Origin of the sequence: Luteibacter mycovicinus (assembly GCF_000745235.1) — a bacterium.
Taxonomy (GTDB): Bacteria; Pseudomonadota; Gammaproteobacteria; order Xanthomonadales; family Rhodanobacteraceae; genus Luteibacter; species Luteibacter mycovicinus.
Window position 1 is genome coordinate 4,311,518 of record NZ_JQNL01000001.1, and the last position, 22,721, is coordinate 4,334,238.

At 67.0% G+C, this 22,721-nt stretch carries 23 protein-coding genes; 13 read left to right on the forward strand and 10 right to left on the reverse strand.

Annotated features, from left to right (window positions below):
* Nucleotides 1-45: 45 nt before the first annotated feature.
* The 13 genes from FA85_RS19285 (at nt 46) to FA85_RS19345 (ending at nt 10,406) form a co-directional block, all read left to right on the forward strand.
* Entirely contained in the window at nt 46-2,073 is a 2,028-nt protein-coding gene (locus FA85_RS19285; RefSeq protein WP_036113781.1) for a translocation/assembly module TamB domain-containing protein, read from the forward strand.
* 19 nt (nt 2,074-2,092) lie between these two features.
* The gene (locus FA85_RS19290; protein ID WP_036113778.1) at nt 2,093-2,695 is read left to right on the forward strand and encodes a YdbL family probable chaperone protein; all 603 of its coding nucleotides are present in this window, start codon (nt 2,093-2,095) and stop codon (nt 2,693-2,695) included.
* An 88-nt stretch (nt 2,696-2,783) separates the two neighbouring features.
* Nucleotides 2,784-4,082: a 23S rRNA (uracil(1939)-C(5))-methyltransferase RlmD gene (gene rlmD, locus FA85_RS19295; protein WP_036113775.1), complete on the forward strand. Its 1,299-nt coding sequence runs from the start codon at nt 2,784-2,786 to the stop codon at nt 4,080-4,082.
* A 13-nt stretch (nt 4,083-4,095) separates the two neighbouring features.
* On the forward strand, nt 4,096-4,620 hold the full coding sequence (locus tag FA85_RS19300) for a CYTH domain-containing protein (RefSeq protein ID WP_036113772.1): 525 nt from the start codon (nt 4,096-4,098) through the stop codon (nt 4,618-4,620).
* Nucleotides 4,614-5,615 (forward strand): beta-N-acetylhexosaminidase, encoded by a 1,002-nt coding sequence (gene nagZ / locus FA85_RS19305; RefSeq protein WP_036113769.1) that lies wholly within the window; start codon nt 4,614-4,616, stop codon nt 5,613-5,615. The genes FA85_RS19300 and nagZ overlap by 7 nt, the downstream gene beginning before the upstream one ends.
* 7 nt (nt 5,616-5,622) lie before the next feature.
* On the forward strand, nt 5,623-6,171 hold the full coding sequence (locus tag FA85_RS19310) for a hypoxanthine-guanine phosphoribosyltransferase (RefSeq protein ID WP_036113767.1): 549 nt from the start codon (nt 5,623-5,625) through the stop codon (nt 6,169-6,171).
* A gap of 4 nt (nt 6,172-6,175) precedes the next feature.
* Nucleotides 6,176-6,922 carry an S-methyl-5'-thioinosine phosphorylase gene (locus FA85_RS19315; protein ID WP_036113764.1) on the forward strand — a complete coding sequence of 249 codons (747 nt, stop codon included), beginning with the start codon at nt 6,176-6,178 and terminating at the stop codon, nt 6,920-6,922.
* 138 nt (nt 6,923-7,060) lie between these two features.
* Nucleotides 7,061-7,267, forward strand: coding sequence for a cold-shock protein (locus FA85_RS19320; protein WP_036117760.1), 207 nt, complete (start codon nt 7,061-7,063; stop codon nt 7,265-7,267).
* A gap of 242 nt (nt 7,268-7,509) precedes the next feature.
* Nucleotides 7,510-7,932, forward strand: a complete 423-nt coding sequence (locus tag FA85_RS19325; RefSeq protein ID WP_036113761.1) for a type IV pilus modification PilV family protein — start codon at nt 7,510-7,512, stop codon at nt 7,930-7,932.
* The gene (locus FA85_RS19330; protein WP_197056606.1) at nt 7,929-8,432 is read left to right on the forward strand and encodes a type II secretion system protein; all 504 of its coding nucleotides are present in this window, start codon (nt 7,929-7,931) and stop codon (nt 8,430-8,432) included. Before FA85_RS19325 ends, FA85_RS19330 begins: the two co-directional genes overlap by 4 nt.
* Entirely contained in the window at nt 8,429-8,653 is a 225-nt protein-coding gene (locus FA85_RS19335; RefSeq protein WP_036113757.1) for a hypothetical protein, read from the forward strand. Before FA85_RS19330 ends, FA85_RS19335 begins: the two co-directional genes overlap by 4 nt.
* A gap of 8 nt (nt 8,654-8,661) precedes the next feature.
* Nucleotides 8,662-9,687, forward strand: a complete 1,026-nt coding sequence (locus tag FA85_RS19340) for a glycosylasparaginase (protein WP_036113754.1) — start codon at nt 8,662-8,664, stop codon at nt 9,685-9,687.
* A gap of 2 nt (nt 9,688-9,689) precedes the next feature.
* Complete coding sequence (locus tag FA85_RS19345; RefSeq protein ID WP_036113751.1) at nt 9,690-10,406, forward strand: copper homeostasis protein CutC; 717 nt, start codon at nt 9,690-9,692, stop codon at nt 10,404-10,406.
* Nucleotides 10,407-10,437: 31 nt separating this feature from the next.
* Here FA85_RS19345 and FA85_RS19350 read toward each other — a convergent pair whose 3' ends face one another.
* The 10 genes from FA85_RS19350 to FA85_RS19395 form a co-directional block, all read right to left on the reverse strand.
* Complete coding sequence (locus FA85_RS19350; protein WP_036113747.1) at nt 10,438-11,295, reverse strand: energy transducer TonB; 858 nt, start codon at nt 11,293-11,295, stop codon at nt 10,438-10,440.
* A gap of 40 nt (nt 11,296-11,335) precedes the next feature.
* The gene (gene pdeM / locus FA85_RS19355; RefSeq protein WP_036113744.1) at nt 11,336-11,983 is read right to left on the reverse strand and encodes a ligase-associated DNA damage response endonuclease PdeM; all 648 of its coding nucleotides are present in this window, start codon (nt 11,981-11,983) and stop codon (nt 11,336-11,338) included.
* Complete coding sequence (locus FA85_RS19360) at nt 11,980-14,430, reverse strand: ligase-associated DNA damage response DEXH box helicase (protein WP_036113741.1); 2,451 nt, start codon at nt 14,428-14,430, stop codon at nt 11,980-11,982. The genes pdeM and FA85_RS19360 overlap by 4 nt, the downstream gene beginning before the upstream one ends.
* Complete coding sequence (locus FA85_RS19365) at nt 14,387-15,982, reverse strand: ATP-dependent DNA ligase (RefSeq protein ID WP_036113736.1); 1,596 nt, start codon at nt 15,980-15,982, stop codon at nt 14,387-14,389. The genes FA85_RS19360 and FA85_RS19365 overlap by 44 nt, the downstream gene beginning before the upstream one ends.
* On the reverse strand, nt 15,982-17,004 hold the full coding sequence (locus tag FA85_RS19370; protein WP_036113733.1) for a ligase-associated DNA damage response exonuclease: 1,023 nt from the start codon (nt 17,002-17,004) through the stop codon (nt 15,982-15,984). Before FA85_RS19370 ends, FA85_RS19365 begins: the two co-directional genes overlap by 1 nt.
* A gap of 73 nt (nt 17,005-17,077) precedes the next feature.
* Nucleotides 17,078-18,841: an ABC transporter transmembrane domain-containing protein gene (locus FA85_RS19375; RefSeq protein ID WP_036113730.1), complete on the reverse strand. Its 1,764-nt coding sequence runs from the start codon at nt 18,839-18,841 to the stop codon at nt 17,078-17,080.
* Between the two features lie 55 nt (nt 18,842-18,896).
* Complete coding sequence (locus FA85_RS19380) at nt 18,897-19,508, reverse strand: IMPACT family protein (RefSeq protein WP_036113728.1); 612 nt, start codon at nt 19,506-19,508, stop codon at nt 18,897-18,899.
* Nucleotides 19,505-20,320 carry a hypothetical protein gene (locus FA85_RS19385; RefSeq protein WP_036113725.1) on the reverse strand — a complete coding sequence of 272 codons (816 nt, stop codon included), beginning with the start codon at nt 20,318-20,320 and terminating at the stop codon, nt 19,505-19,507. The genes FA85_RS19380 and FA85_RS19385 overlap by 4 nt, the downstream gene beginning before the upstream one ends.
* A 1-nt stretch (nt 20,321) precedes the next feature.
* Nucleotides 20,322-20,876 (reverse strand): RNA polymerase sigma factor, encoded by a 555-nt coding sequence (locus tag FA85_RS19390; RefSeq protein ID WP_036113724.1) that lies wholly within the window; start codon nt 20,874-20,876, stop codon nt 20,322-20,324.
* 11 nt (nt 20,877-20,887) lie between these two features.
* The gene (locus FA85_RS19395; protein WP_036113721.1) at nt 20,888-22,669 is read right to left on the reverse strand and encodes a vWA domain-containing protein; all 1,782 of its coding nucleotides are present in this window, start codon (nt 22,667-22,669) and stop codon (nt 20,888-20,890) included.
* Nucleotides 22,670-22,721 lie beyond the last annotated feature (52 nt).

Here is a 22,721-nt window from a genome sequence, read left to right on the forward strand (position 1 = left end):
GCAACGTTCCGTGTTGTTCATCTTGATTTGGCAGAATGGCGGAGCATGCTTCCGGTATCAACCCGCACGTTCGCCCTTTTTCTCGCCGCCTGGATCGCGCTGACCTGGGCCGACGGCGCGCGGGCGGGCCTTTCCGTGGGCGCCGACAGCGTTGCGGTGCCCGGCCTGAGCATGACGGGCGTGGAAGCCGACATTGCGCCGGTCTCCGGGGGCACGGGCGTGACACTCGCGCTGACGGCCCAGAAGGCGGATATCGCCGCCATGGGTTGGCGCAAGATCGGCCTGGACCTTGCCGGCAGGCTCGACCGCGACGAACTGGGTCGATGGAACTTCGACGGTGACCTTCGCCTGCGTGGCGCGCCGGGAGGCGCATGGACGCGGGCGACCGTGCACATGGCCGCCGATGAATCGGCGAACACGCTCGAGGTATCGATCCGCCAGGACAGCTCGCTGGCCCAGGTCGCGTTGCCGATGGACCAGACCAGCCATGCTCAGATAACGCTCAAGAATCTGCCGGCCGGCTGGCTGCAGGGGCTTCTCTCGAACGTGTGGTCGGGACGTACGACCACGGGCCGCGTCAATGCGGATCTTGCGCTCGATGTGCTCGACGGCGGATTGCAGGCGGGGGGGCAGTTCGCCCTCGACGGCGTCGGCTTCGACAGCCCGGGAGGCAAGCTGGCGGGAGAAAAGCTGTCCGGCAGCGGCCGCCTCGGCGTGGACAATCAGGCGGACGCTACCGTGATCGACCTCGATGCGGCGTTGCGCGGCGGCGCTCTGCTGCTGGGACCGTTGTACGCGGATCTCCCGGGGCACGCCGTGCAACTGTCGCTTTCAGCGCGGTCACAGAAGGGCGCGCTCGCCGTGCGGAAGCTGCGGCTGACCGATCCGGACGCGTTGCAGTTGGAGGGCGAGGTGGACTTCGCCGCTACCGGCGATCTTTCCGTCCTCCGGCTGGATCGCTTCAACGCTCGGTTTCCCGCCGCCTACACGCGTTACGGAAAAGGCCTGCTGCGCAGCATGGGTGTGGAGTCGCTCGACGCGGACGGCGACGCGTCCGGCCATTTCGCCTTCGGACCGAAGGGCCTCGAGTCGTTCGCCGTGCAGACCGTGGGACTCGACCTTGCCCGCGGCGATGGCCAATTCGGCGTGCAGGGCCTGCACGGAGCGATCGACTGGAACGTGACGGACGATCGTCCCGCGACGAAACTCGGCTGGCGGGCGCTTCAGGTGCAGCGCATCCCCAACGGTGCCGCGGACGCCACCCTGCGCAGTACGGGCGGCACGCTGGCCTTGCAGAAGCCGTTCGCCATTCCGGTACTCGATGGTCAGTTGCGCGTGCAGAGCCTCGCCTGGAAGCCGGCCGCGACGCGTGGCGACCGGCTGCAGACCTCGCTTGCACTGACTCAGGTCGACATGGCGGCGTTCTGTCGGGCGCTCGGCTGGCCCGAGTTCAGGGGTACGGTAGGCGGTGCGGTGCCCTCGCTGCGTTACGTCGACGATCGTGTCGAACTGGCCGGTGGTCTCTCGCTCAACGTCTTCGACGGCTTCGTCGACATCACCGGGATGAGCCTAGCGCAGCCCTTCAGCGCGGCGCCGATACTCACGGGTGACATTTCGCTGCGTAAGCTCGATCTCGCGCTGATGACCTCCGTCTTCGACTTCGGCAGCATCACCGGTCGCCTCGACGGCGGGATCGACGACCTGCGTCTGGTCGGCTGGAAGCCTGCGGCGTTCAAGGCCCACCTGCTGGCGGACAGCGGTGGCCGGATCAGCCAGAAAGCGGTGAACAACCTCACCTCGGTCGGTGGCGGCGGTATCGCCGGCGGCCTTCAGGGCACGGTGCTGAAGATCTTCAAGACCTTCGGCTACAAACGTATCGGCCTGTCCTGCACGCTCAAGGGCGACCTTTGCTCCATGGGCGGGCTGGGCGCGGCGAAGGATGGCTACACTATCGTCGAAGGCAGCGGATTGCCGCGGCTGACGGTCGTCGGGCATCAGCGCGAGGTCGACTGGCCGACGCTGGTCCGTCGTCTCGAAGCCGCCACGCAGGGCGACGGCCCGACCATTCATTAGGAAACGGAGGAAAGGAACGATGCGCAAGCCTTTGATCGTCGTGATGCTGGCGGCCGCCGTGGCCCTCGTCGGCTGCGTCACCATCAATGTCTACTTCCCCGAGGCCGCCGCCCAGAAGGCGGCCGATCAGTTCATCGGCACGGTCCTCGACGACAGCGGCGTCGCCAAGCCGTCTGGCGAATCGGACAAGCCGAAGCCGGTGCCCGGTAAGCAGCCGTCCGCGTCGCTGCTCGATCTGGTCATCCCGGCGGCCCAGGCGGCGGAATCGCCGGATATCCAGGTGCGCACGCCGGAGACCGATGCCATCCGTCAACGCATGACCAGTCGTTTCAGCGGTCAGCTCAAAGGCCTGTTCGACAGCGGCGCGGTCGGCTTCACATCCGACGGCCTGGTCGCCGTGCGCGACGCCGGTGCGTTGCCGCTGGATCAGCGTTCGCAGGCCAATGGCATCGTCGGCCAGGAAAACAACGACCGCGATGCGCTGTATGCCGCGGTGGCCCGCGCCAACGGTCATCCGGAGTGGGAGCCGCAGATCCGCAAGGCGTTCGCCGATGGCTGGGTCCAGCGCGCGCCGCCGGGCTGGTATTATCGGGACGCCTCCGGCGCCTGGAAGCGCAAGTAGGCTTCCGCCAGGGCCGCCCGCCGCGCAGGCGCGGGCTTCCTCCCAGCCAGCCCGGACCGTCGTCGTCCGGGCTTTACGTTTTGAGCGCATGACCGAATTCGAAGCCACCATCACCGGCCTCGGCCACGACGGCCGGGGCGTCGCCCGCATCGACGGCAAGGCCACCTTTGTCTCCGGCGCGCTGCCGGGCGAGCGGGTGCTGCTCAAGTACTACAAGCGTCATCGTCATTACGACGACGCCGAAATCGTCAGCGTGCTCGATGCCTCGCCCGATCGCGTCGAGCCGAAGTGCCGGCACTTCAGTCAGTGCAGCGGCTGCTCATTGCAGCATATGGATTCCGCCGCGCAGATCGCCGCGAAGCAGCAGGTGCTGGCCGACAACTTCGAACGTATCGGCAAGGTCACGCCCGGGTCGTGGCTGCCCCCGTTGACGGACCAGCCATGGGGCTACCGCCGCAAGGGGCGGTTCTCGGTGCGTTACGTGGCCAAGAAGGAGCGCGTGCTGGTCGGCTTCCGCGATGAGGCCAATCCGCGCTTCGTCGCTGAGATCGAGCACTGCGAGGTGCTTCATCCTGCCCTGGGGCCGAAGGTCGGGTTGCTCGCCGAGCTGGTCGGCGGTCTGGCTGCGGCCCGGGACATCCCGCAGATCGAGTTCGCCGCGGGCGACGACATGATCGCTCTGGTGTTCCGGCACATGTCGGCGTTGAGCGACGCGGACCGCGATGCGCTCATCGCCTTCGGCAAGGCGCATGGCTTCGCGATTTATCTTCAGCCCGGCAATCACAGCAGCGTCCATCCGATCTGGCCGGAGTCGCCGCGGCTCGCGTTCGCGGTGCCGGCCGACGACGTCGAGCTGGAGTTCCAGCCGCTGGATTTCGTCCAGGTCAACGCGGGGATGAACCAGCGCATGCTCGCGCGCTCGCTGGAGCTGCTGGACCTCAGACCCACGGACCGTGTGCTGGACCTGTTCTGCGGCCTCGGCAACTTCACCTTGCCCATCGCGCGCCATGCGGGCGAGGTGGTCGGCGTGGAAGGGGAGCATGGGCTGGTCGAGCGCGCCGCCGCCAACGCCGCGCGCAACGGCCTTTCCAACGCATCGTTCCGTGTCGGCAATCTGTTCGACGACCAGCGCAACGAGCCGTGGGCCACCCAGCGCTGGGACAAGCTATTGCTGGACCCGCCGCGTGCCGGCGCGGACAAGGTGCTCGAGTACCTCCCACGCAAGGGCACCGACCGCGTGGTCTACGTGTCGTGTCACCCGGCCTCGCTGGCGCGTGACGCGGGCATTCTCGTCGGCAAGGGCTTCCGCCTCGTGTCGGCGGGCGTGATGGACATGTTCCCGCACACGGCGCACGTCGAATCCATCGCGCTGTTCGAGCGCCGCTGAGTACCGGAGACCCATGGGTATCGAGATCGAACGCAAATTCCTCCTCGCCGGCGACGGCTGGCGCCCGCTGGTCGAGCGCAGTGAGCGCATGGCGCAGGGTTATCTGGTCAGCGGTGCCGCCGTGGCCTCGGGCGAAGCGAAATCTTCGGTCCGGCTTCGGGTGTCCGGCGAGCAGGCGTGGCTCAACATCAAGTCGGCCACGCTCGGCATCGAGCGTCAGGAATACGAGTACGCCGTGCCCCTCGCCGATGCCCGCCAGATGCTGGACGACCTTGCCGACGGGCGGGTGGAAAAGATTCGTCACCATGTCATGCTCGAAGGCGCACACTTCGAGATCGACGAATTCCTGGGCGATAACGCCGGGCTGATCGTCGCCGAGGTGGAACTGCCATCGGCGGACGCCGCTTACCCGACACCCGACTGGCTGGGTGCCGAGGTCAGCCACGCGGTCCGCTATTACAACGTCAACCTGATCGACCATCCTTTCAAGGCATGGTCGGCCGCGGAACGGGAAGGGAAGGAGGACGCAGCATGTTGATCGTCGGCCTGGCCGGCACGCAGCTCGAGGCGCACGAGCATGCCTTGCTCACGGCGCCCGGCGTGTCCGGGGTCATTCTCTTCTCACGCAACTTCGTATCGCGGGAGCAGGTCAGCGCGCTCATCGAGAGCATTCGTGATGTGGCGGGTGAGGACGTCCTGGTCTGCGTGGATCAGGAGGGCGGCCGCGTTCAGCGGTTCCGTGAGGGCTTCACACGTCTGCCGCCGCTGGCCGCGATCGGCCGGTTGTACGACACCGATCCGGGTGCGGCGATCGATCGTGCGGAAGAACACGCCTGGATCATGGCCAGCGAAATGCGCGCCATCGGCGTGGATTTCAGCTTCGCACCGGTTGCCGATCTCGATCGCGGCAGCGCGGCTATCGGCAATCGCGCCCTGCATGCCGACCCCGTCGTTGCGGCCGATCTTGTTCAGGCCTACGTGCGAGGCATGCACCTCGGCGGCATGGCCGCCGTACTCAAGCATTTCCCCGGACATGGCTCGGTCAGGGAAGACACGCACCTGTCGTCCGCGATCGATCCGCGCAGCAAGCACGAGATCCTCAGCACCGACCTGCTGCCCTTCGTCGCGGGCATCGAGGCACGTGCCGAGGCCGTCATGGCCGCGCATGTCGTTTATACGGCCGTGGACGACCAGCCGGCCGGCTACTCGCATGTGTGGATCGACGAGATCCTGCGCGGCGAGCTCGGCTTCCGCGGTTGCGTGATCGGCGACGACATCAGCATGGCCGCGGCCGGCAGCGTCGGCGGTGTCGCCGCGCGCGTCAGCGCCAACCTCGATGCGGGCTGCGATCTCGTGCTCGCCTGTTTTCCCGACGTCGTTCCCGAGGCGATCGCGGCGGTCAAGGGCCGCCGTCCGTCGCCGGTCGAGCGTATCGCTCCGCTGCGCGGTGCGATCGGCTCGACCTGGGAAGGCCTCGTCGACAATCCCCAGCGCGAACGATTCATCGCGCGCGTGACCGCCCTGGAGCCCTGATTCCACCATGACCGCCCAAGCTTCGCTCGAGTACGCGCTCGCGCACTCCGATATCCTGTTCACACGCGAACAGCTCGACACTGAAATCGCCCGCCTGGGCCGCGAGATCGATACCGCTCTCGACGGTGAAGTGCCGGTCTTCCTCACCGTGATGCACGGCGCGCTGGTGTTCGCCGGCCAGCTCGCCCTGGCGATCCGCACCGACCTCGAATTCGACTACGTGCATGCCACCCGCTATCGCGGCGAGACCAGCGGCAGCGATCTGCACTGGCTGCGCCGTCCGGAAGTCCCGCTGCGTGACCGCACGGTGGTCCTCGTCGACGATATCCTCGACGAAGGCCATACCCTCAAGGCGGTCCGCGACGCCTGCCTCGCGATGGGCGCGAAGAAGGTCCTGCTCGCCGTGCTCTGCACCAAACAGCACGACCGTCGCGCACACGGGATCGAAGCCGACTTCAACGGTGTCGACCTGCCGGACCGTTACGTCTTTGGTTACGGCATGGATTATCACGAGCAGGCCCGCAACCTGCCGGCCATCCACGCGTTGAAGGACTGACCCGATGACCATCGATCTCGCCGTCATCGGCGGCAGCGGCCTGTACCAGTTCGAAGGCCTCGAGAACACGCAGCGTCACAGCGTGGAGACGCCCTTCGGGCCCGCCTCCGGCGATGTCGTTACCGGCGATTTCCGCGGGAAGCGTCTGGCCTTCCTTGCACGGCATGGCGAAAGCCACACGGTGCCGCCGCACCGGGTGAATTACCGCGCCAATCTCTGGGCACTGCATGCGCTGGGCGCTCGCCGGGTGGTCGCGGTGAATGCGGTCGGCGGCATCCGCGACGACATGGGCCCGCGTGCGCTGGTCGTGCCCGATCAGATCATCGACTACACGCACGGTCGGTACACCAGTTTCAATGATGTGGACGGAGCCGAAGTCCGCCATATCGACTTCAGCGCGCCTTATACGGAGAGCCTGCGCCAGGCGATCCTGTCGGCGGCGCGTGCCGAGGGCCTGGCGATCATCGACGGTGGCTGCCACGGGGTGACCCAGGGGCCGCGTCTGGAAACGCGTGCCGAAATCGCCCGTATGAAGCGTGACGGCTGCGATCTGGTCGGTATGACGGGTATGCCTGAGGCGGCCCTGGCACGCGAGCTCGATCTCGAATTCGCCTGTCTGGCGCTGGTGGCCAACTTCGCGGCCGGGGCCGGTGATGAGGCGGAAATCAGCATCGAGGAGATCTTCGCCCACCTCGCGGCGGCCACGGCCAACGTGGCGCCGATCCTCGGCCGGTTGCTGTCGGAGGCCTGACCCCGAAAAAATCCCAGTTGCGCTTTGCGCCGAAACTTGATGATACTTGCCACCGCCGCGGGGGCAGGCATCAGGGGATCCATGGGGAACGCCTCGCCATATCCGGGCGCTTCCAATTCCATGTATGAGGTCTCCGCAATGCGTTTCGGTACCGTCAAGTGGTTTAACGACGCCAAGGGTTTCGGTTTCATCGCGCCCGAGGACGGTGGGGAGGACGTATTCGTCCACTTCTCCGCTATCAACTCCAAGGGCTTTCGCAGCCTGCAGGAAGGCCAGCGCGTGAAATTCGAAGTCACCACGGGCCCGAAGGGCGCGCAGGCTTCGGGCGTCGAAATCGCGGCTTGATTGTCACGGTCTGGTGTCTTGAAAACCCCGCGCCCTGGCGCGGGGTTTTTTTCGACGGGTCAGTGGGCTTTACGGAGCGGCAGAGCCGCTCCCCGAGGCCCAAAGGCGTGCACCTTCCGCGCGAAGGCATCGCGCATGCACGACAGCGCGGGCACATCGCGTGCGACGTATGGGAGACGACTGACTCCAGCGGATTGTGGAAGCGCGCATCGACGCGGCGATAGTGGTCGCAATCTATCGGCATGAAAGATTCCTGCCGTGGTGCATCGCTCATCGAATCGCTCGTTGCGTTGGCCGTGTTCGCCATCGGCAGTGCGGCGACAGGCACGTGGTTCAGCACCTCCATCGAAGCTGACGCGAAGGCATCACGACTCATGGCGGCGGTGTCGGCGATTGCCGACTTTCGCGAGCGCATGCATTCGAACCCCGCCGGAGTGGGGTCAGGCCACTACCACGGCGTAACGGCTCGTCGCTCGCCTGGCTGCGGGAACGGCTGTGCGCCGGCGGAACTTGCCATGGACGATCTGGACCGGTTCGACCGGACGTTGCACGAGCAACTGGGCCCGGCTGCGCGGCACACGCTGCATTGCATGGATCGATCGGTGTGCGTCGTGCGCATCTCATGGGACGGCCGTCCTCTGGTCGCGATGTCGTTTCAGCCATGAAGCATCGTGGTTCCAGTCTCGTGGAGCTTCTCTGCTCTATGGCGGTCGCCGGTATCGTCGCGGGTGTGGTGGCGGTCTCACTCGGATCGGCCGGTCTGGCGTCGCGTCGGCATCTTCGCTCGATGGAGCGGAGCGATGCGGCTCGCCAGGCATTGGCCATCCTCGCGGACGACCTTGCCGAATCGAAGGCGTGGGGCGTCTGTACCGATGCGCGCGATTGCCCGCTCATTCCGGCGGGCAGACCTTACCGTTCCTACGTCGTGCACACCGATGCGGCCGACTGGCTCGTCGGCAAAGGCCTGCGACGGTGTGTCGAAGCCTGCGATGCGTTGGTCGATGACATCGTCGGTCTCGATGTGCTCGCGGACGTACCCGATGAGAGCGGTCGGGTGCGACGCGTTCGCTTCCTGCAGTGGCATGGGAACGCGGCGCGGCTGCTCGAGGTATCGATCCGGTTCGCCGATGGGACGCGCTTCTCTCGCGTGGTGGCCAGGCGATGAGCGCCTGCCGCGGTTCGATACTCGTCTTCGTCCTCGTCATGCTGGCGGCGATGAGTGTGCTCGGCGCGACCCTGTCGCGGCACGCCGCCTGGCGGCGGTTGGCCACGGCGGAATACCGCGACGGTCTCTGCGGCCCGCAGCCGCAACCGGCTGGCTGGCAGGATGCCGTCGCCCCATGCGAACATCGGACGAGGCGCGAAAAACGCGTGGCTGAAGACTGAGGGGTTTCATGGATCGCAGGCGATTTCTCCAGGGGGCGACGGTCGCCTCCGGTGTGGCGTTGACCGCCAGGGGGTTGGCGGCGGACGCCAAAGCGCCGTCGGTGAAGGGCGGCGGCGTGCTGCCTCGCGTGTGTTCCACCTGGGACTTCGGCGTGGCTGCCAATCAGGCGGCGTGGAAGGTGCTGGCCGGTGGTGGCCGGGCGCTGGATGCGGTGGAGGCGGGGGCACGCGTGCCCGAAGCCGATATGCGCAACCACAGCGTCGGTCGTGCCGGTTACCCGGATCGCGATGGTAAGGTCACGCTCGATGCCAGCATCATGGACGAGAAGGGTAACTGTGGCGCGGTCGCGGCCATCGAGCACATTGCGCACCCGATATCGGTCGCGCGACGGGTCATGGAGCGGACGCCGCACGTGTTGCTGGTCGGCGACGGCGCGTTGCAGTTCGCCCTCGAGCAGGGTTTTCCGCGCGAGGAGCTGCTGACCCCGGAATCGGACAAGGCCTGGCACGAGTGGCTCAAATCCGCGAAATACAAGCCGGTCGCCAACAGCGAAGTCAGGAGCTACAACGCCGGTCCGGGTGGTACACCGGGCGACGCGAGCAACCATGACACGATCGGCATGCTCGCCATCGACGCGAAGGGCAACCTGTCCGGTGCGTGCACCACGAGCGGCATGGCCTGGAAACTCCACGGTCGTGTCGGCGACAGCCCGATCATCGGCGCGGGACTCTATGTCGACAACGAGGTCGGCGGCGCCACATCGACCGGCGTCGGTGAGGAAGTGATTCGCAATGTCGGCAGCTTCCTCGTCGTCGAGTTGATGCGGCAGGGACGTTCGCCGGAGGATGCCTGCCGCGAAGCGGTCGAACGTATCCTCAGGCGCAAGCCGGAAGCGAAAGATCTCCAGGTCGGCTTTCTTGCCCTGGACAAGAAGGGCAATGTCGGTGCGTGGTCGATCCAGAAAGGTTTTTCGTACGCCGTGTGCGACGCGACAAAGCAGGATGCGCTGATTCCCGGCAAGAGCACCTACTGATCATGGCCTTGCTGGAAGTCGCGGCCAACTCCGTGGCCTCGGCGTTCGCCGCGCAGGAAGGCGGGGCAGGTCGTGTCGAACTGTGCGCCAGCCTCGACGAGGGTGGAGTCACACCCTCGCACGGGACGATCACCCTCGCTCGCGAAGGCCTGACGATTCCGCTGTATGTCCTCATTCGTCCTCGCGGGGGCGACTTTCTTTATGAGAACGTCGAGATCGAAGCGATGCTCGACGACATCGAGCACTGTCGCGATCTGGGTTGCGATGGCGTCGTCGTCGGCGCGCTGACCGCCGACGGCGAGATCGACACCGAGGCGTGTGGGATGTTTATCCGCGCCGCGGGAACGATGGGTGTGACCTTCCATCGTGCGTTCGATCTGGTGGCCGATCGCAGCGCGGCGCTGGAAGTCCTGATCGACCTTGGCTTCGAGCGGGTACTGACCTCGGGGGGCATGCCGAGTGCCGTGGCCGGAGCGGCATCGCTGGCGAGGCTCGTCGCCCAGGCAGGCGGCCGTATCGTCGTCATGCCGGGCGCCGGTGTCGAGCCAGGCAACGCCGCGGCACTGCGTGCGACCACGCGTGCGCGGGAGTTTCACGCCTCAGCCAAGCGGCGGCTTCCTTCGGGCATGCAACTGCCGGTCGATCCACTCGGCATGGGCGCGGGTGAAACGCGCACGGACGTCGAGACCGTGCGCGCGATCGTCGCCGCGCTGGCTTGATGGCGGGAGAAGCGTCGACCCAGCCCGCGCGCTAGCCCTTCGACACGGGCGTCGTCAGCTTCAGACCCGTACCGACGAGCTGGATCTGACCGTCGGGCAGGGCGTCGGTGCCGCCACCGGCCGCGCGGTCGTCATCGGCCCACGAGACGCGATCTTTCGGGCCCGGTACATAGGCCTGCCACGTGGCGTATTCGGCGTCGGGGCTCGTGCGTTCGGTTCGGTACACGATGGGCACGCGCGTCACGTAATAGGGATCGTTGGCATGCAGCCCGGTGGTCGGAATGTGGAACGTCCAGTGTCTGGCGGCGGTCACGGAGGGGCTCGCCAGCACTTTCCGCCAGGCCTTCATGTCAGCGTCGCTGGAAACGATATTGAGGTTGACCTGTTCCGCCTCGGCATCGACCACCTTGCCGTCGCGCCCGATGCGCAGCAGGACGTAGACCGTTCCTCCCACATGACCGCGCGCTGCGACCTGTGGATAGACGGGCGGATTGCGTTCGATATAGGTGATCTGGTCCGTCGACGCGGCGTCGTAGTCACCGAAGGTGGCGCCCGAGATGCGCGCCGTGTAATCGCCGCTATCGGGCGTTTCATGTTTTGCGACGACGCGCAGCGACATGCGGGCTTTCGCCGTGACCGCCTGACCGTCACGCATGACCGGATCGAAGTGCCATTGCTGCGTCGCGTTGCTCACGAGAGCGGTGATATTGGCGGGAATTTTTTCCGCCTTATCCAGCTCGTAAGATTTCACGCTTCCATCGGGCGCGACGACGATCGTGCCGGTGAGCAGCATGCTGGCCTCGACCTGTTTGCGTACCGCGCCCGGGCCAGCGGCCAACGCCAGTCCCGTGATGGCAAGGGACGTCACACCAACGATAAAACGCTTCATGCGTATCACTCCGTGTCGGGATGTCCGCGGAGTATGCCATCTACACTATGACAGGTAACAATCCGGCAGGGGTCACCGCGATGATGCGCCGACCGGGTTTTGCCGGCGTTTCGTGCAGGCCGGTCAACGTACCGAAGGCGGGGAGCATGGCCACCTCGCGATCGAAGACGAAGGCGGGCAGGCGATGTTTACGCCAGCCGTCGCGGACGACGACGCCCGGGTGCACGTGTCCCGATAGCGTATAGCCATCGACGTGCGGCTCCGGATGATGCGCGAGCACGAACGGTGGGACCAGCAGCCGGTCCGGTCGTACGTCGATACCGAGCAGACGCACGTCGAAGTGACGGTCGTGATTGCCGGCGACCAGAATGATGGCGATATCCGCGTGCGCCTGTCGCCACCGACGCACACGTTCCACCCAGACACTGCGCTCCGTGGCCGCGCCATGCACCAGATCGCCGAGCACCACGATGGTCGCGGGAGCGAACGCGGCGATCAGGGCGTCGAGTCGTGCCAGATCGTCGGCCGTGTCGCCGCTGGGTACGGCGATGCCGGCGCGACGGAACACGGCGCCCTTACCGAAATGTACGTCCGACACGAGCAGCATGCGTTGCGCGTGCCAGTAGGTGGCGCGTTCGCTGTGCAGGGTGAGGCGTTCACCGGCAACCTCGATCTCGTGCGTCGTCATCGGTCGGCTCCCGCTTCGAGCGTCGCCAGCATGCGTTCCACCCGGCTTTTCCAGTCGTCCGCCGCGATGCCTCCACGAAGCCGCTCGACCCACAGCGGAAAGGCCAGCGGCGTGAGCCGCTTCGGTTCGTTCCACAGCAGGCGTGACCGCGCGACGCGGACGAGGCAGTGGCGCAGACGCGTGTAGTCGAGCTGCTGGTCCAGCACCTCGCGCTCCGCCTGCCAGAGCAGCGGGTGCTCCGGATCGTGGCGACGGAGCACGTCGTAAAGCAGTCCACTGGAAGCCTGTAGCTGACGCATCGTCTTGTTGTGCGCCGGGTAACCGTTGAACACCAGGCCCGCCACGCGTGCGATCTCGCGGAACTGCCGTTTCGCCAGTTCGGAAAGATTGACGCTCGAGCGAATGTCGTCGCGAAGTCCCGCCGGATGCAGCAGCATGCGCATCATTTCCGCATCGATGGCAGGCATGCGCGCGGCGGTGATCGTGAGCCCGTAGTCATTGACGGCGTAGCCATAATCGCCGGGCTGGATGCGCGCGAGCCTGAGTGCGATCACCGCCGCGAGGCCTTCATGCGCGAGGCGCCCTGCGAACGGATACACGAACAGATAGTCGCCTTCGCGCGTACGCGTGCTTTCGCAGAGCGTCTCATGAAGGTCGGGCACGCTCGAATGCTGGCGCTGGATCGAGAGCAGGGGAATCAGCGCGCGCATTTCGGCTTCCCGGCCTTGCCCCGCCAGGGTGCGTCGCAGTTCGTCCGAAAGCTCGCCCGATAGCGGCAGCCGTCCACCCATCCAGCGGGGAACGCCGCCGCGACGGTTCGGTGCGGCACGTACGTAGGCCGTCATGTCGCGGACGCGAACCAGCTCGAGGTGGCGTCCGGCAAACAGGAAGCGGTCGCCGGGACGCAGTCGCGACAGAAAACTTTCCTCCACCGTGCCAAGCCGCGCGCCTTTCATGTAGCGCACGGCGAGGCTGCCGTCGGAGGTGATCGTGCCGATCGACAGGCGGTGCATGCGTGCGATGCGGCCGCTCTCCACGTGAAAGCGACCGTCGGTTGTCGCGAGCTTCTGGTATTCGGGATAGCTTGCGAGTGCCGAGCCGCCGGTGCGCAGGTAAGCAAGCACGGCGTCGAAGCGTTCGCGCGGCAGGGAGGCATACGCCAGCGATGAGGTGATTTCCGCATACGCCTCGTCCGCCGTGAATCCGCCGCCGAGTGCCATCGTCAGCAGATGCTGCGCGAGCACGTCGAGGCAACCGCGCATCGGGTGACGCGGTTCGAGGTGCCCCTCGGCGAGCGCGCGTCGTGCCGCGGCGATTTCAGCCAGTTCAAGCAGATGGGTGGGGACGCAGAGGATCTTCGACGGCACGCCGGGACGGTGGCCACTGCGACCGGCACGTTGCAACAACCGCGCGACGCTCTTCGGGCTGCCGATCTGGATGACGCGCTCGACGCTGGAAAAATCCACGCCGAGGTCGAGGCTGGAGGTGGCGACGACACAGCGCAGCGCGCCGATGCGCAGTTTCTCTTCGGTGGCCAGACGCAGCTTCGGATCGATCGAGCCGTGATGGAGGGCCAGCGTCTCGGGGGCTTCCGGCCAGACGGAGGCGAGCGCCTCGTGCCAGAGCTCGGCCTGAGAGCGGGTATTGGCGAAAACGAGGCTCGTGCGCGCGTCGAGCACCGCCTTGAGTACACGCGGAAGCTGCGACAAACCGAGATGGCCTGCCCAGGGAAACCGTTCACCGCCCTCGGGCAGCGCGGTCTCGATCGACGTCTTCTTCCGGCCACCGCCGCCGATCATGACGCCGTTACTCTCGCCGTTACCGACCAGCGCGCCCAGGGCTTCATCGAGATTGCCGAGCGTGGCCGAGAGGCCCCAGGTGCGCAGCTCGGGAAGCCAGTGGCGCAGGCGGGTCAGGCCGAGCTGGAGCAGGGTGCCGCGTTTGTTGCCGAGCAACTCATGCCATTCGTCGACGACGATGCCGCGCAGCGTGGCGAAGCGTTCGCGCGCGTCGGGATAGCTCAGCAACAGTGCCAGGCTCTCGGGTGTGGTCACCAGCAACTCGCAGGCGCCACGCCGCAGACGGGCGCGCTCGGCGCTGCCACTGTCGCCGGTGCGGCGAAGTACGCGCCAGGGCAACTCCATCGCCTCGACGGCTGCCGTGAGGTGCTGGGTGGTGTCGGTGGCCAGCGATCGCAGTGGCGTGATCCACAACAACTGCAGACCGGTTCGTGGCCGGAGCAATCCGTCGATCAGGGGGCCACCCGCCGCTGCCAGCGTCTTGCCGGTGCCGGTGGGCGCATGCACGAGCCCGCTGCGGCCCTCCGCCCAGGCGCGCCATGCGGCGCGCTGGAACGGGGCCGGTCGCCGCTCCTGCGCGGCGAACCAGGCGACGAGGCGAGCCTCAGCCCGACGCCAGGCGGCGGAGGTCGTCGAGTTTGTCGGCATCGCGTATCGCGAGGTCGGTACGCCAGCGGAGGATGCGTGGGAAACGCACCGCGACGCCGGCTTTGTGGCGGCCGGAGGCCTGGATCGCCTCGAAAGCGAGTTCGAAGACATGGGTGGGCTCGACCGAACGCACGGGGCCGAAGCGGTCGATGGTGTGAGCGCGTATCCAGCGGTCCAGCTTGCCGATTTCGCTGTCGTCGAGGCCGGAATACGCCTTGGCCACAGGTACCAGCGTCTCTCCGTCCCAGACGCCGAACGTGTAATCGGTGAACAGGCCCGAGCGCCGACCGTGGCCCGGCTGCGCGTACAGCAGGACGGCATCGACGGTGTACGGGTCCACCTTCCACTTCCACCAGTCGCCGCGCTTGCGTCCGACGCGGTAAGGTGAGTCGGTGCGTTTCAGCATCAGGCCTTCGGTGCGGCGTTCTCGTGACTCCGCGCGCACCTCGGCGAGCGATGCCCAGTCCGGCGCGGACACCGCGGGCGACACGGTCAGCGTCGGACCCCGTCCCTCCAGGAGGCTCGTGAGAAGTGCACGGCGCTCGGCCAGCGGGTGTTCGCGCAGATCCTTCCCACCGAGTTCGAGCACGTCGTACGCCATGAGGCGCACGGGTGTATCGGCCAGCAGCTTCGGGCCGGGCTTCAGTTTGCCGATGCGCTTCTGCAAGGCGGCGAAGAGCAGGGGATGCGCCTCGTCCGGTAGCCAGGCCAGGATTTCGCCGTCGATCACGCAGCCGTCAGGCAAGTCGGCGGCGGCCTGCTCGAGTTCCGGGAAGCGGCCATCCATGCGTTCTTCGCCACGGGACCAGATAAGTGCGCCATCGGCACGACGCATCAGCTGAGCGCGGATGCCGTCCCATTTCCATTCCGCCAGCCACTGGTGGATGTCGCCGAGGTTCTCGACACCCTGTTCCAGCGGTGAGGCAAGGAAAAACGGGTACGGACGTTCGCCCGCATGTTCGTCATCGCGTTCCGGACCGGCCAGTGCGCGAAAGGCCTCCGCCCCCGGCTTCCAGGTGCCGCTCAGACGGTGGGCGATGAGATCGGTGGCAAGGTCGGACCACTGTGCCAGAGCCTGTACCACCAGCCGCTGCGACACGCCGACGCGAAGCGAGCCCGTAAGGAGCTTGTTGACGAGGAAGATCTGTTCCCTGGGCGTGGATCGCCACCATTCGCGGAGCAGGGCGATTCGCTCGCCCGGTTCGAGTTTGCCGATGGAGGGAAGGCGCGCTTCCATCCATACGTGCAGTGGCGTGTCTTCGCCCTCGTCGTCGATCGCGGGCAACATCAGCGCGATCGTTTCGGCAAGGTCGCCGACGTGCTGGTAACTGTCGTCGATGAGCCAGTCGGCGTAGCCCGTTTCGTCGGCGAGGGCGGTGCGCAGCTCGGTCGAGCTGGCGGTGCGTCTGAGCTTGCCGCCACCGAGGACATAGACGGCCCACGCCGCATCTTCAGCGGGCGCCACCGCGAAGTAAGCCGCCATGGCGTCACGCTTTGCCGACGTCGATGCGGTGCGGTCCAGCGCTTCGAAAAGCTGGGCGAAGCGGCGCATCAGTCGCCTTCCTCACTACTGCGTTCGTCCGGCATGACGCCACCCAGTGACCGCAGCGGTCGCGCATCGTGACCCGTTTCGCGGAGATGGCGGATCAGTGCCTCCCCATCGCCGTGGGTGACATAGATGCGCTTCGCACCGCAGTCGTCGACACTGCGGATCAGGCCCGACCAGTCGGCATGGTCGGAGACGATAAAGCCGCGGTCGTATCCGCGTCGGCGCCGCGCGCCGCGTACCTGCATCCAGCCCGAGGCGAAGCCGGTGGACGCCTTGGAAAACCGCTTCATCCATGGCGAGCCGGCGGCCGACGGCGGCGCCATCACCAGCTCGCCCGCGAAGTCGCGCCCCTTCGCCGAATCGCTCACCGGCACCGTGGGCAGCATGTGGACACCGGCTTCGCGGTACGCCTCGACGAGGCGGACCATGGCGCCGTGCAGATGCACGGTACGGTCGGTGCGCGTGGCCAGTTCGGCAAGGATGCGCTGAGCTTTTCCCAACGCGTAAGAGAACAGCACGGCAGGTACGCCGCGCGCGGCGCATTCGTCGAGCCATGCAAGGATCTCTTCGACGACGCCCGACATGGGTGGCCAGCGATAGATCGGCAGACCGAACGTGGATTCGGTGACGAAGATGTCGCACGGCACGGGCTCGAAAGGCACGCACGTCGGATCGGGATCGCGTTTGTAGTCACCCGAAACCACCGCGACGAGGCCTCGGCCTTCGATGCGGATTTGCGCCGCGCCGAGCACGTGCCCGGAGGGATGCAGCGACAGCACGGTTTCACCCAGTGTGAATCGCTCGCCATAGGCGAACTCGCGGATGTCCGACGCGGCGCCCAGACGCTCGCGCATGAGGCCGCCGCCGGCCCGGGCGACATGATAGAGACCGCTGCCCGATCTCGCATGATCGCCATGGGCGTGCGTCACCACGGCCCGCGGTACCGGTTGCATCGGATCGATGTAGAAGTCCCCCGCCGGGCAGTAAAGGCCTTCAGGTCGGGGTAGCAGAAGGTCGCTATCCATGAGGCGACGTTAGGCAGACGGGCGTCAACGCGGTGTGCGGATGACGGCAAGAGCCAAGTCTCCGCCGATGACCTCAGGCCACGAACTGCAGCCTGGCCAGCTCGGCGTAAAGCCCGCCCTCACGCAGCAGCGACTCATGCGTTCCCTGCGCCACGATCCGCCCACCATCCATGACCACGATGCGGTCCGCCCGCTGCACGGTCGCCAGCCGATGCGCGATCACCAGGGTGGTCCGGCCCTTCTCCAGTCGCTCCAGGGCGTGCTGTATCGCCGCCTCCGATTGCGCATCGAGCGCGGAGGTCGCCTCGTCGAGCAGCAACAGCGGCGCGTCGCGCAGGATCGCGCGTGCGATCGCGATGCGCTGTTTCTGGCCGCCGGACAGGCGGACACCACGCTCACCCAGCGCCGCTTCATAGCCTTCCGGCAAGGCGCTGATGAAGCCATCGGCTTCCGCGAGACGCGCGGCTTCACGGACCTCGTCGTCCGTTGCATTCTCGCGGCCGAAGCGAATGTTGTCGGCGGCGCTGCCGCCGAAGATCACGGTTTCCTGCGGCACCAGCGCAATCGCGCCGCGCAGCTCGGGAAGAGCGAGGGCACGCAGGTCGACGCCGTCGACACGAACCGCGCCGGAGACCGGATCGTGGAAGCGCAGCAGCAGGCTGAAGACCGTGCTCTTGCCGGCTCCCGAAGGGCCGACGAGCGCGACCGTTTCACCGGGCGAGATCTCCAGGTCGAAGTCGGACAGGGCAGCCACATCGGGGCGCGACGGGTAGCGGAACTGCACCCGGTCGAAGCGCAGGGCGCCCCTGACCGGCCGCGGCAACGATTCGGGAGTGTCGGGCGTCGCGATAGTCGCCTTCTCGGCGAACAGCTCGCCGATGCGCTCCATGGCGCCGGCCGCGCGCAGCACGTCACCCCACACTTCCGAGAGGCCCGCCACCGAGCCCGCCGCGAAGATCGCGTAGAGGACGAACTGGCTGAGAATGCCGGGTTCCAGCGTACCCGCGATGACGTCACGGGCGCCGGCCCAGAGCACCAGCGTGATGGCGCCGAAGATCAATACGATCACGGCGGCGGTCAGCAGTGAACGCATACCGATACGACGACGCGCGGTAGCCAGTGCGAGCGAGATGGCATGCGCGTATCGACGGCTTTCCGTCGGCTCCCGCGCATAGGCTTTCACGGCCTGAGCCGCGTTCAGCGTTTCGTTGGCGACGGCGGCGGCGTCGGCGATGCGGTCCTGGCTGGTGCGCGACAGCTTCTGGACCCGGCGGCCGAAGATCAGGATCGGGAGCATCACGGCCGGAATCACGAGCGCGGTGAGTCCCGCCAGCCGCGGGCTGGTCCAGGCCATCGCCGCCGCGGCACCGATGAGCATCACGGCGCTGCGCAGCGCGACGGAAATGCCCGAGCCGATCAGGGTCTGGACGACCTCGGTGTCGGTGCCGAGGCGGGAAGTGAGCTCGCCCACGCGTGTGCTTTCGAAGAAGCCCACATCCAGCTGGATGACATGCTTGTACAGGGAGGTCCGCAGCTCGGCCAGCGAGCGCTCGCCCAGCAGGGCGATGCAGTAGTAACGCGCGGCCGTGGCGATGGCCAGCACGATGGCCACGCCGAACAGCGCCAGGAAGGTGCCGTTGATGGTGGACAGATTGGCCGCGAGGAAACCGCGGTCGATGATGTGCCGCACGGCCACGGGAAGGGTCAGCGATGCACCGGAGGAAATGGCGAGGAAGATCAGCCACCCGATGGCCAAGCCCCTGTGCGGCTTGATGAAGGGCCACAGATTGCGCAAGGCACCGATTTTGCGTGACTTCTCCCTGCGTTCGACGGTCATGCGCGGTGGCTTCCTTTAGTCATTCGCCAACGGATGGGGCCTGGCGGTGCAGTATTCAACGCTCGTCGCCTGCGTCGGCGCGTCGCGGCTGGATCTTGCCACGGGATACGTCGACGATGCGGGACGCGATGGCGTCGAGACGGTCGCGTGGCGCGCTCACCACCAGATCGGCGCCGTCGGCCACGAACCGCTCGCTCTCGATCAGGCCGTCCATGTCGCGGATACGCGCGGCGACCAGGGCGAGTTCGGAGAAGTCGCAGTGCAGGAGCAGCTGCCCCCGCAGCACGATGGGCGTGCGGGGTGCCAGGCGCAGGCATTCGGCGGCGCTGCCGCCATAAGCGCGGGCGAGGCCACCCGCACCCAGTTTGATGCCGCCGTACCAACGGGTGACCAGGACGGCGACGCGATCGCAACCCTGGCCATCGATGGCCGCGAGGATCGGCCGGCCGGCGGTGCCACCGGGCTCGCCATCGTCATTGAAGCGGTAGGCGTCGCCGATGCGGTAGGCCCAGCAGTTGTGCGTGGCGGCGGGGTCGCCCGCCTCGTCGAACCACGCGAGGGCTTCCGCGGGCGAGGAGACCGGCGACGCCTGGGCCAGGAAACGGCTCTTCCTGATGTCCTCTTCGTGCTGCCAGGGGGCTGCGAGGGTGTCCAGCGGTGTGCTCAAGGATTCAGATCGCGGAGGTCTTGGGGCAGGTCGTAGTGAGGATAACGGCGTCGGAAGTCGCGCAGCTGGCGGATTGCCTCGTCGCGCTGTCCCTGGTTGAGCAGCCGGCGAATGTCGCCGATGCGGTCGTCGGGCGGGAGATCGGTCTTCGGGTCCGGAGTGATCAGGCCCTCCGACGGGACAGCGCCGCGATGGGTATCGCTGTCGCCGGATGCGCTGGCGGGCGCTGGTTCCGCGAGAGCCGACGGCGCGGGCGGTGCAGGAGGTGCAGGAGGTGCAGGAGGTGCAGGCGGCGGCGCGGGCACCGGAGCCATGTCAGCCTCGGCCAGTGCCGGCGCGGGTGTCGCCACGGGAGCGGACGATACGACAGGCGCCTCGGTGGCGACGCGGGCACTGCGAACGGTGTGGTGAGGCGTCGGCGCGACCGTGCTCGCCTTCATCGACGGCCTGGCCGCTTCGGCGGTTGTCCCGTCGACGCCCGTGTCCGTCCGGACGGCGGAAGTCTTCGCTTCTTCGGCCGTGTGCGCCGCGGCCGACGGCGCGGCAGGAACGGCCTCGGGACGCACGGTCAGGGGCGCCGTGTCGCGCACCTGCCAGGCCACACCTACAGCCAGCAACAGCACCGCGGCGGAGCCAGACGCCACGGGCCACCGCGGCCGGCGCCGCACCGGGGTCGCACGTGTCGCCTGGGCGAAGACGGCCGCATCGAGCGACGCGTCGGGTTCGACTTTCGGCAGGCGCGCGTAGAGTGCCCTGAGCTCCTGCTCGTCGGGCAGATCGTCGTCGCTGGGGGAGGGCGTATTCGGATTCATGTCATTCGGCTACGAGTTCGCGGATGCGGGCCATGGCGTAGCGAAGTCGCGACTTGGCGGTCTCGCGTCCCACACCGGTGATGGCGGCGATCTCCTCCAGGGAAAGTTCATTCTCCATGCGCAGCACGAACGCCGTGCGCTGCTCGTCGGGCAGGCTTTCGACCGCGCGCTGCATACGCCGGCGCAGTTCGAAATCGGACAGGGCATGTTCGGGTTGCTCGCGTTCGGGCGCGGCCTGCGCGGCGAACACCGCCTCGGTTTCCCGTTCGCCCGCCTGTGGTCGCTGGCGGCGGAAACTGTCGATCGCCAGGTTGTGCGCGATCTGCAAAAGCCAGGTGCTGAATTTCGCGTCGGGGCGGTAGCGGTCGCGCGCCACGATGACGCGGCTCCAGGTTTCCTGAAAAAGCTCGTCCGCCAGCGCGCGGTCTTTGACCGTCTTCAGCAGGAAGCGGTACAGCGGGCCCTTGTGCCGGCTGTACAGCTCCCTGAACGCGGCCGCGTCCCCACCTGTCCAGGCGAGCATCAGTCCGCCATCGTCGGTCAGGGGAGCGTCCATGGCCGGGAAGGTTACGGCATTGCCACCGGCTCCGTCTGCATCCCACTGGCCAGTTCGGCAAGCCGCGCCATTTCCGCGCGATACCCGCCCTTGTCCGCGCCCAGCGACGCACGCGCCAGCGCCGTCACCTTCGAATAATCGAAGCCTTCCGCATACTTCCCGCCACGCAGGTTCTCGGCAAACGCGGCCACCGCGGCGGCGAATCGAATCCGCTCGCTCGGCGCCGCCGACACCACCGGAAAAAGCGGCTGCTCGATCAACCGACTCGCACCGCCTTCGGGCGACTTGTAGCGCATCCGCAGCAAGGCGAGTTCGTTCCCCGCCGAGGCCGTCGGCGTGTCGCCGTAACGCAGCGGATCCATCCGTGCACCCTTCGCACCCTTCAATGTGATCTCGTAAAGGGCCGTGACATTCGCACCGGCACCGATCTCGCCGGCATCGACCGCGTCGTTGTTGAAATCCTCGCGAGCCAGCACACGCTTCTCGTAACCAATGAGGCGGTACTCGGCGACGACACCGGGGTTGAACTCGACCTGGATCTTCACGTCCTTCGCGATGGTAAGCAGCGTCGCCGACATCTCGTCGACCAGCACGCGGCGTCCCTCCTCGAGGCTGTCGATGTAGTGATGGCTGCCGTTGCCGGCATCGGCCAGTTCCACCGCCATTTCGTCGTTGTAGTTGCCTTCACCGAAGCCCAGCGTGGTCAGCGCGACACCGCTTTTACGCTTCTCGGCGATACGATCCTTCAGCTCCTTCACGCCCACCGTACCGACGTTGAAATCGCCGTCGGTGGCGAGGATCACACGGTTGACGCCGCCCTTGATGAATCCCTTCGCCGCCTGCGCGTAGGCAAGGTCGATACCCGCGGCACCGTTCGTCGACCCACCCGCGCCGAGCGCATCGATCGCGGCGTTGATGGTCGCGTGCTGGTCGCCCGGTGTGGACCGCAAGGCGACGCACGTCGCGCCTGCGTAGGTCACGAGCGAGATGCGGTCCTGGGCGCGCAGCTTCGGCACCACCTGCTTCAGCGAGGCCTTCAACAGCGGCAGCTTGTCTTCCTCGCTCATCGAACCCGACACGTCGACCAGGAACACGAGGTTGGCCGCCGGAATCTCGCTGGCCGGCACGGCGTAGCCCTGAATACCGACAAGCAGCAACTGACGATCGGCGTTCCAGGGTGACGGTGCGAATTCGGTGGTGACGCTGAAGGGACGCGCACGCGTGGTGGGTGGCGTGTAGCCGTAGTCGAAGTAGTTGATGAATTCCTCGGTACGCACGGCGTCGGCAGGCGGCAGGCGCCCTTCCTTCAGCATGTGCCGCACGTTCGTGTACGAGCCGGTATCGACATCGATGCTGAAGGTGGACACGGGATCGGCGGCGGCGAGATGCACGGGGTTGGCGTCGCGGTGTGCGTAATGGTCGCGGTCGATCGTTCCCGCGGCCATCACACCTTGCGAGGGCGACGCCCTGGCGGCCTCCAGCGAGGCGATCGGTGCCGCCGATAGTTGCGCCCCGGCCTCCGGTGAAGGTGCCGGCGGAGCAGGCGGTGCAGGCGGTGCAGGCGGTGGCGCGGGCACCGCGACGGGTGCCGCGGCGTATGCCCCGTTCATGGGCCCACCATGTCGGAAGCGCGGCGGAAACGCCTGGGCGGAGCAGTCATTGCCCGTGTCGACCGGCTCGGGCAGGGATGCGCGTGAGCGTGGCGCCGCCGTTTGTCCGGACGACGCGGCGCTGCCGGCGGCGGCGACCAGGCCGGCCAACAGCAGGGGCAGAGTGATGCGTAGCGTATTCATCGTGCACGACCTCGTGGGGGACATGACGGTGAAACGCGGAAGCAAGGCAAAC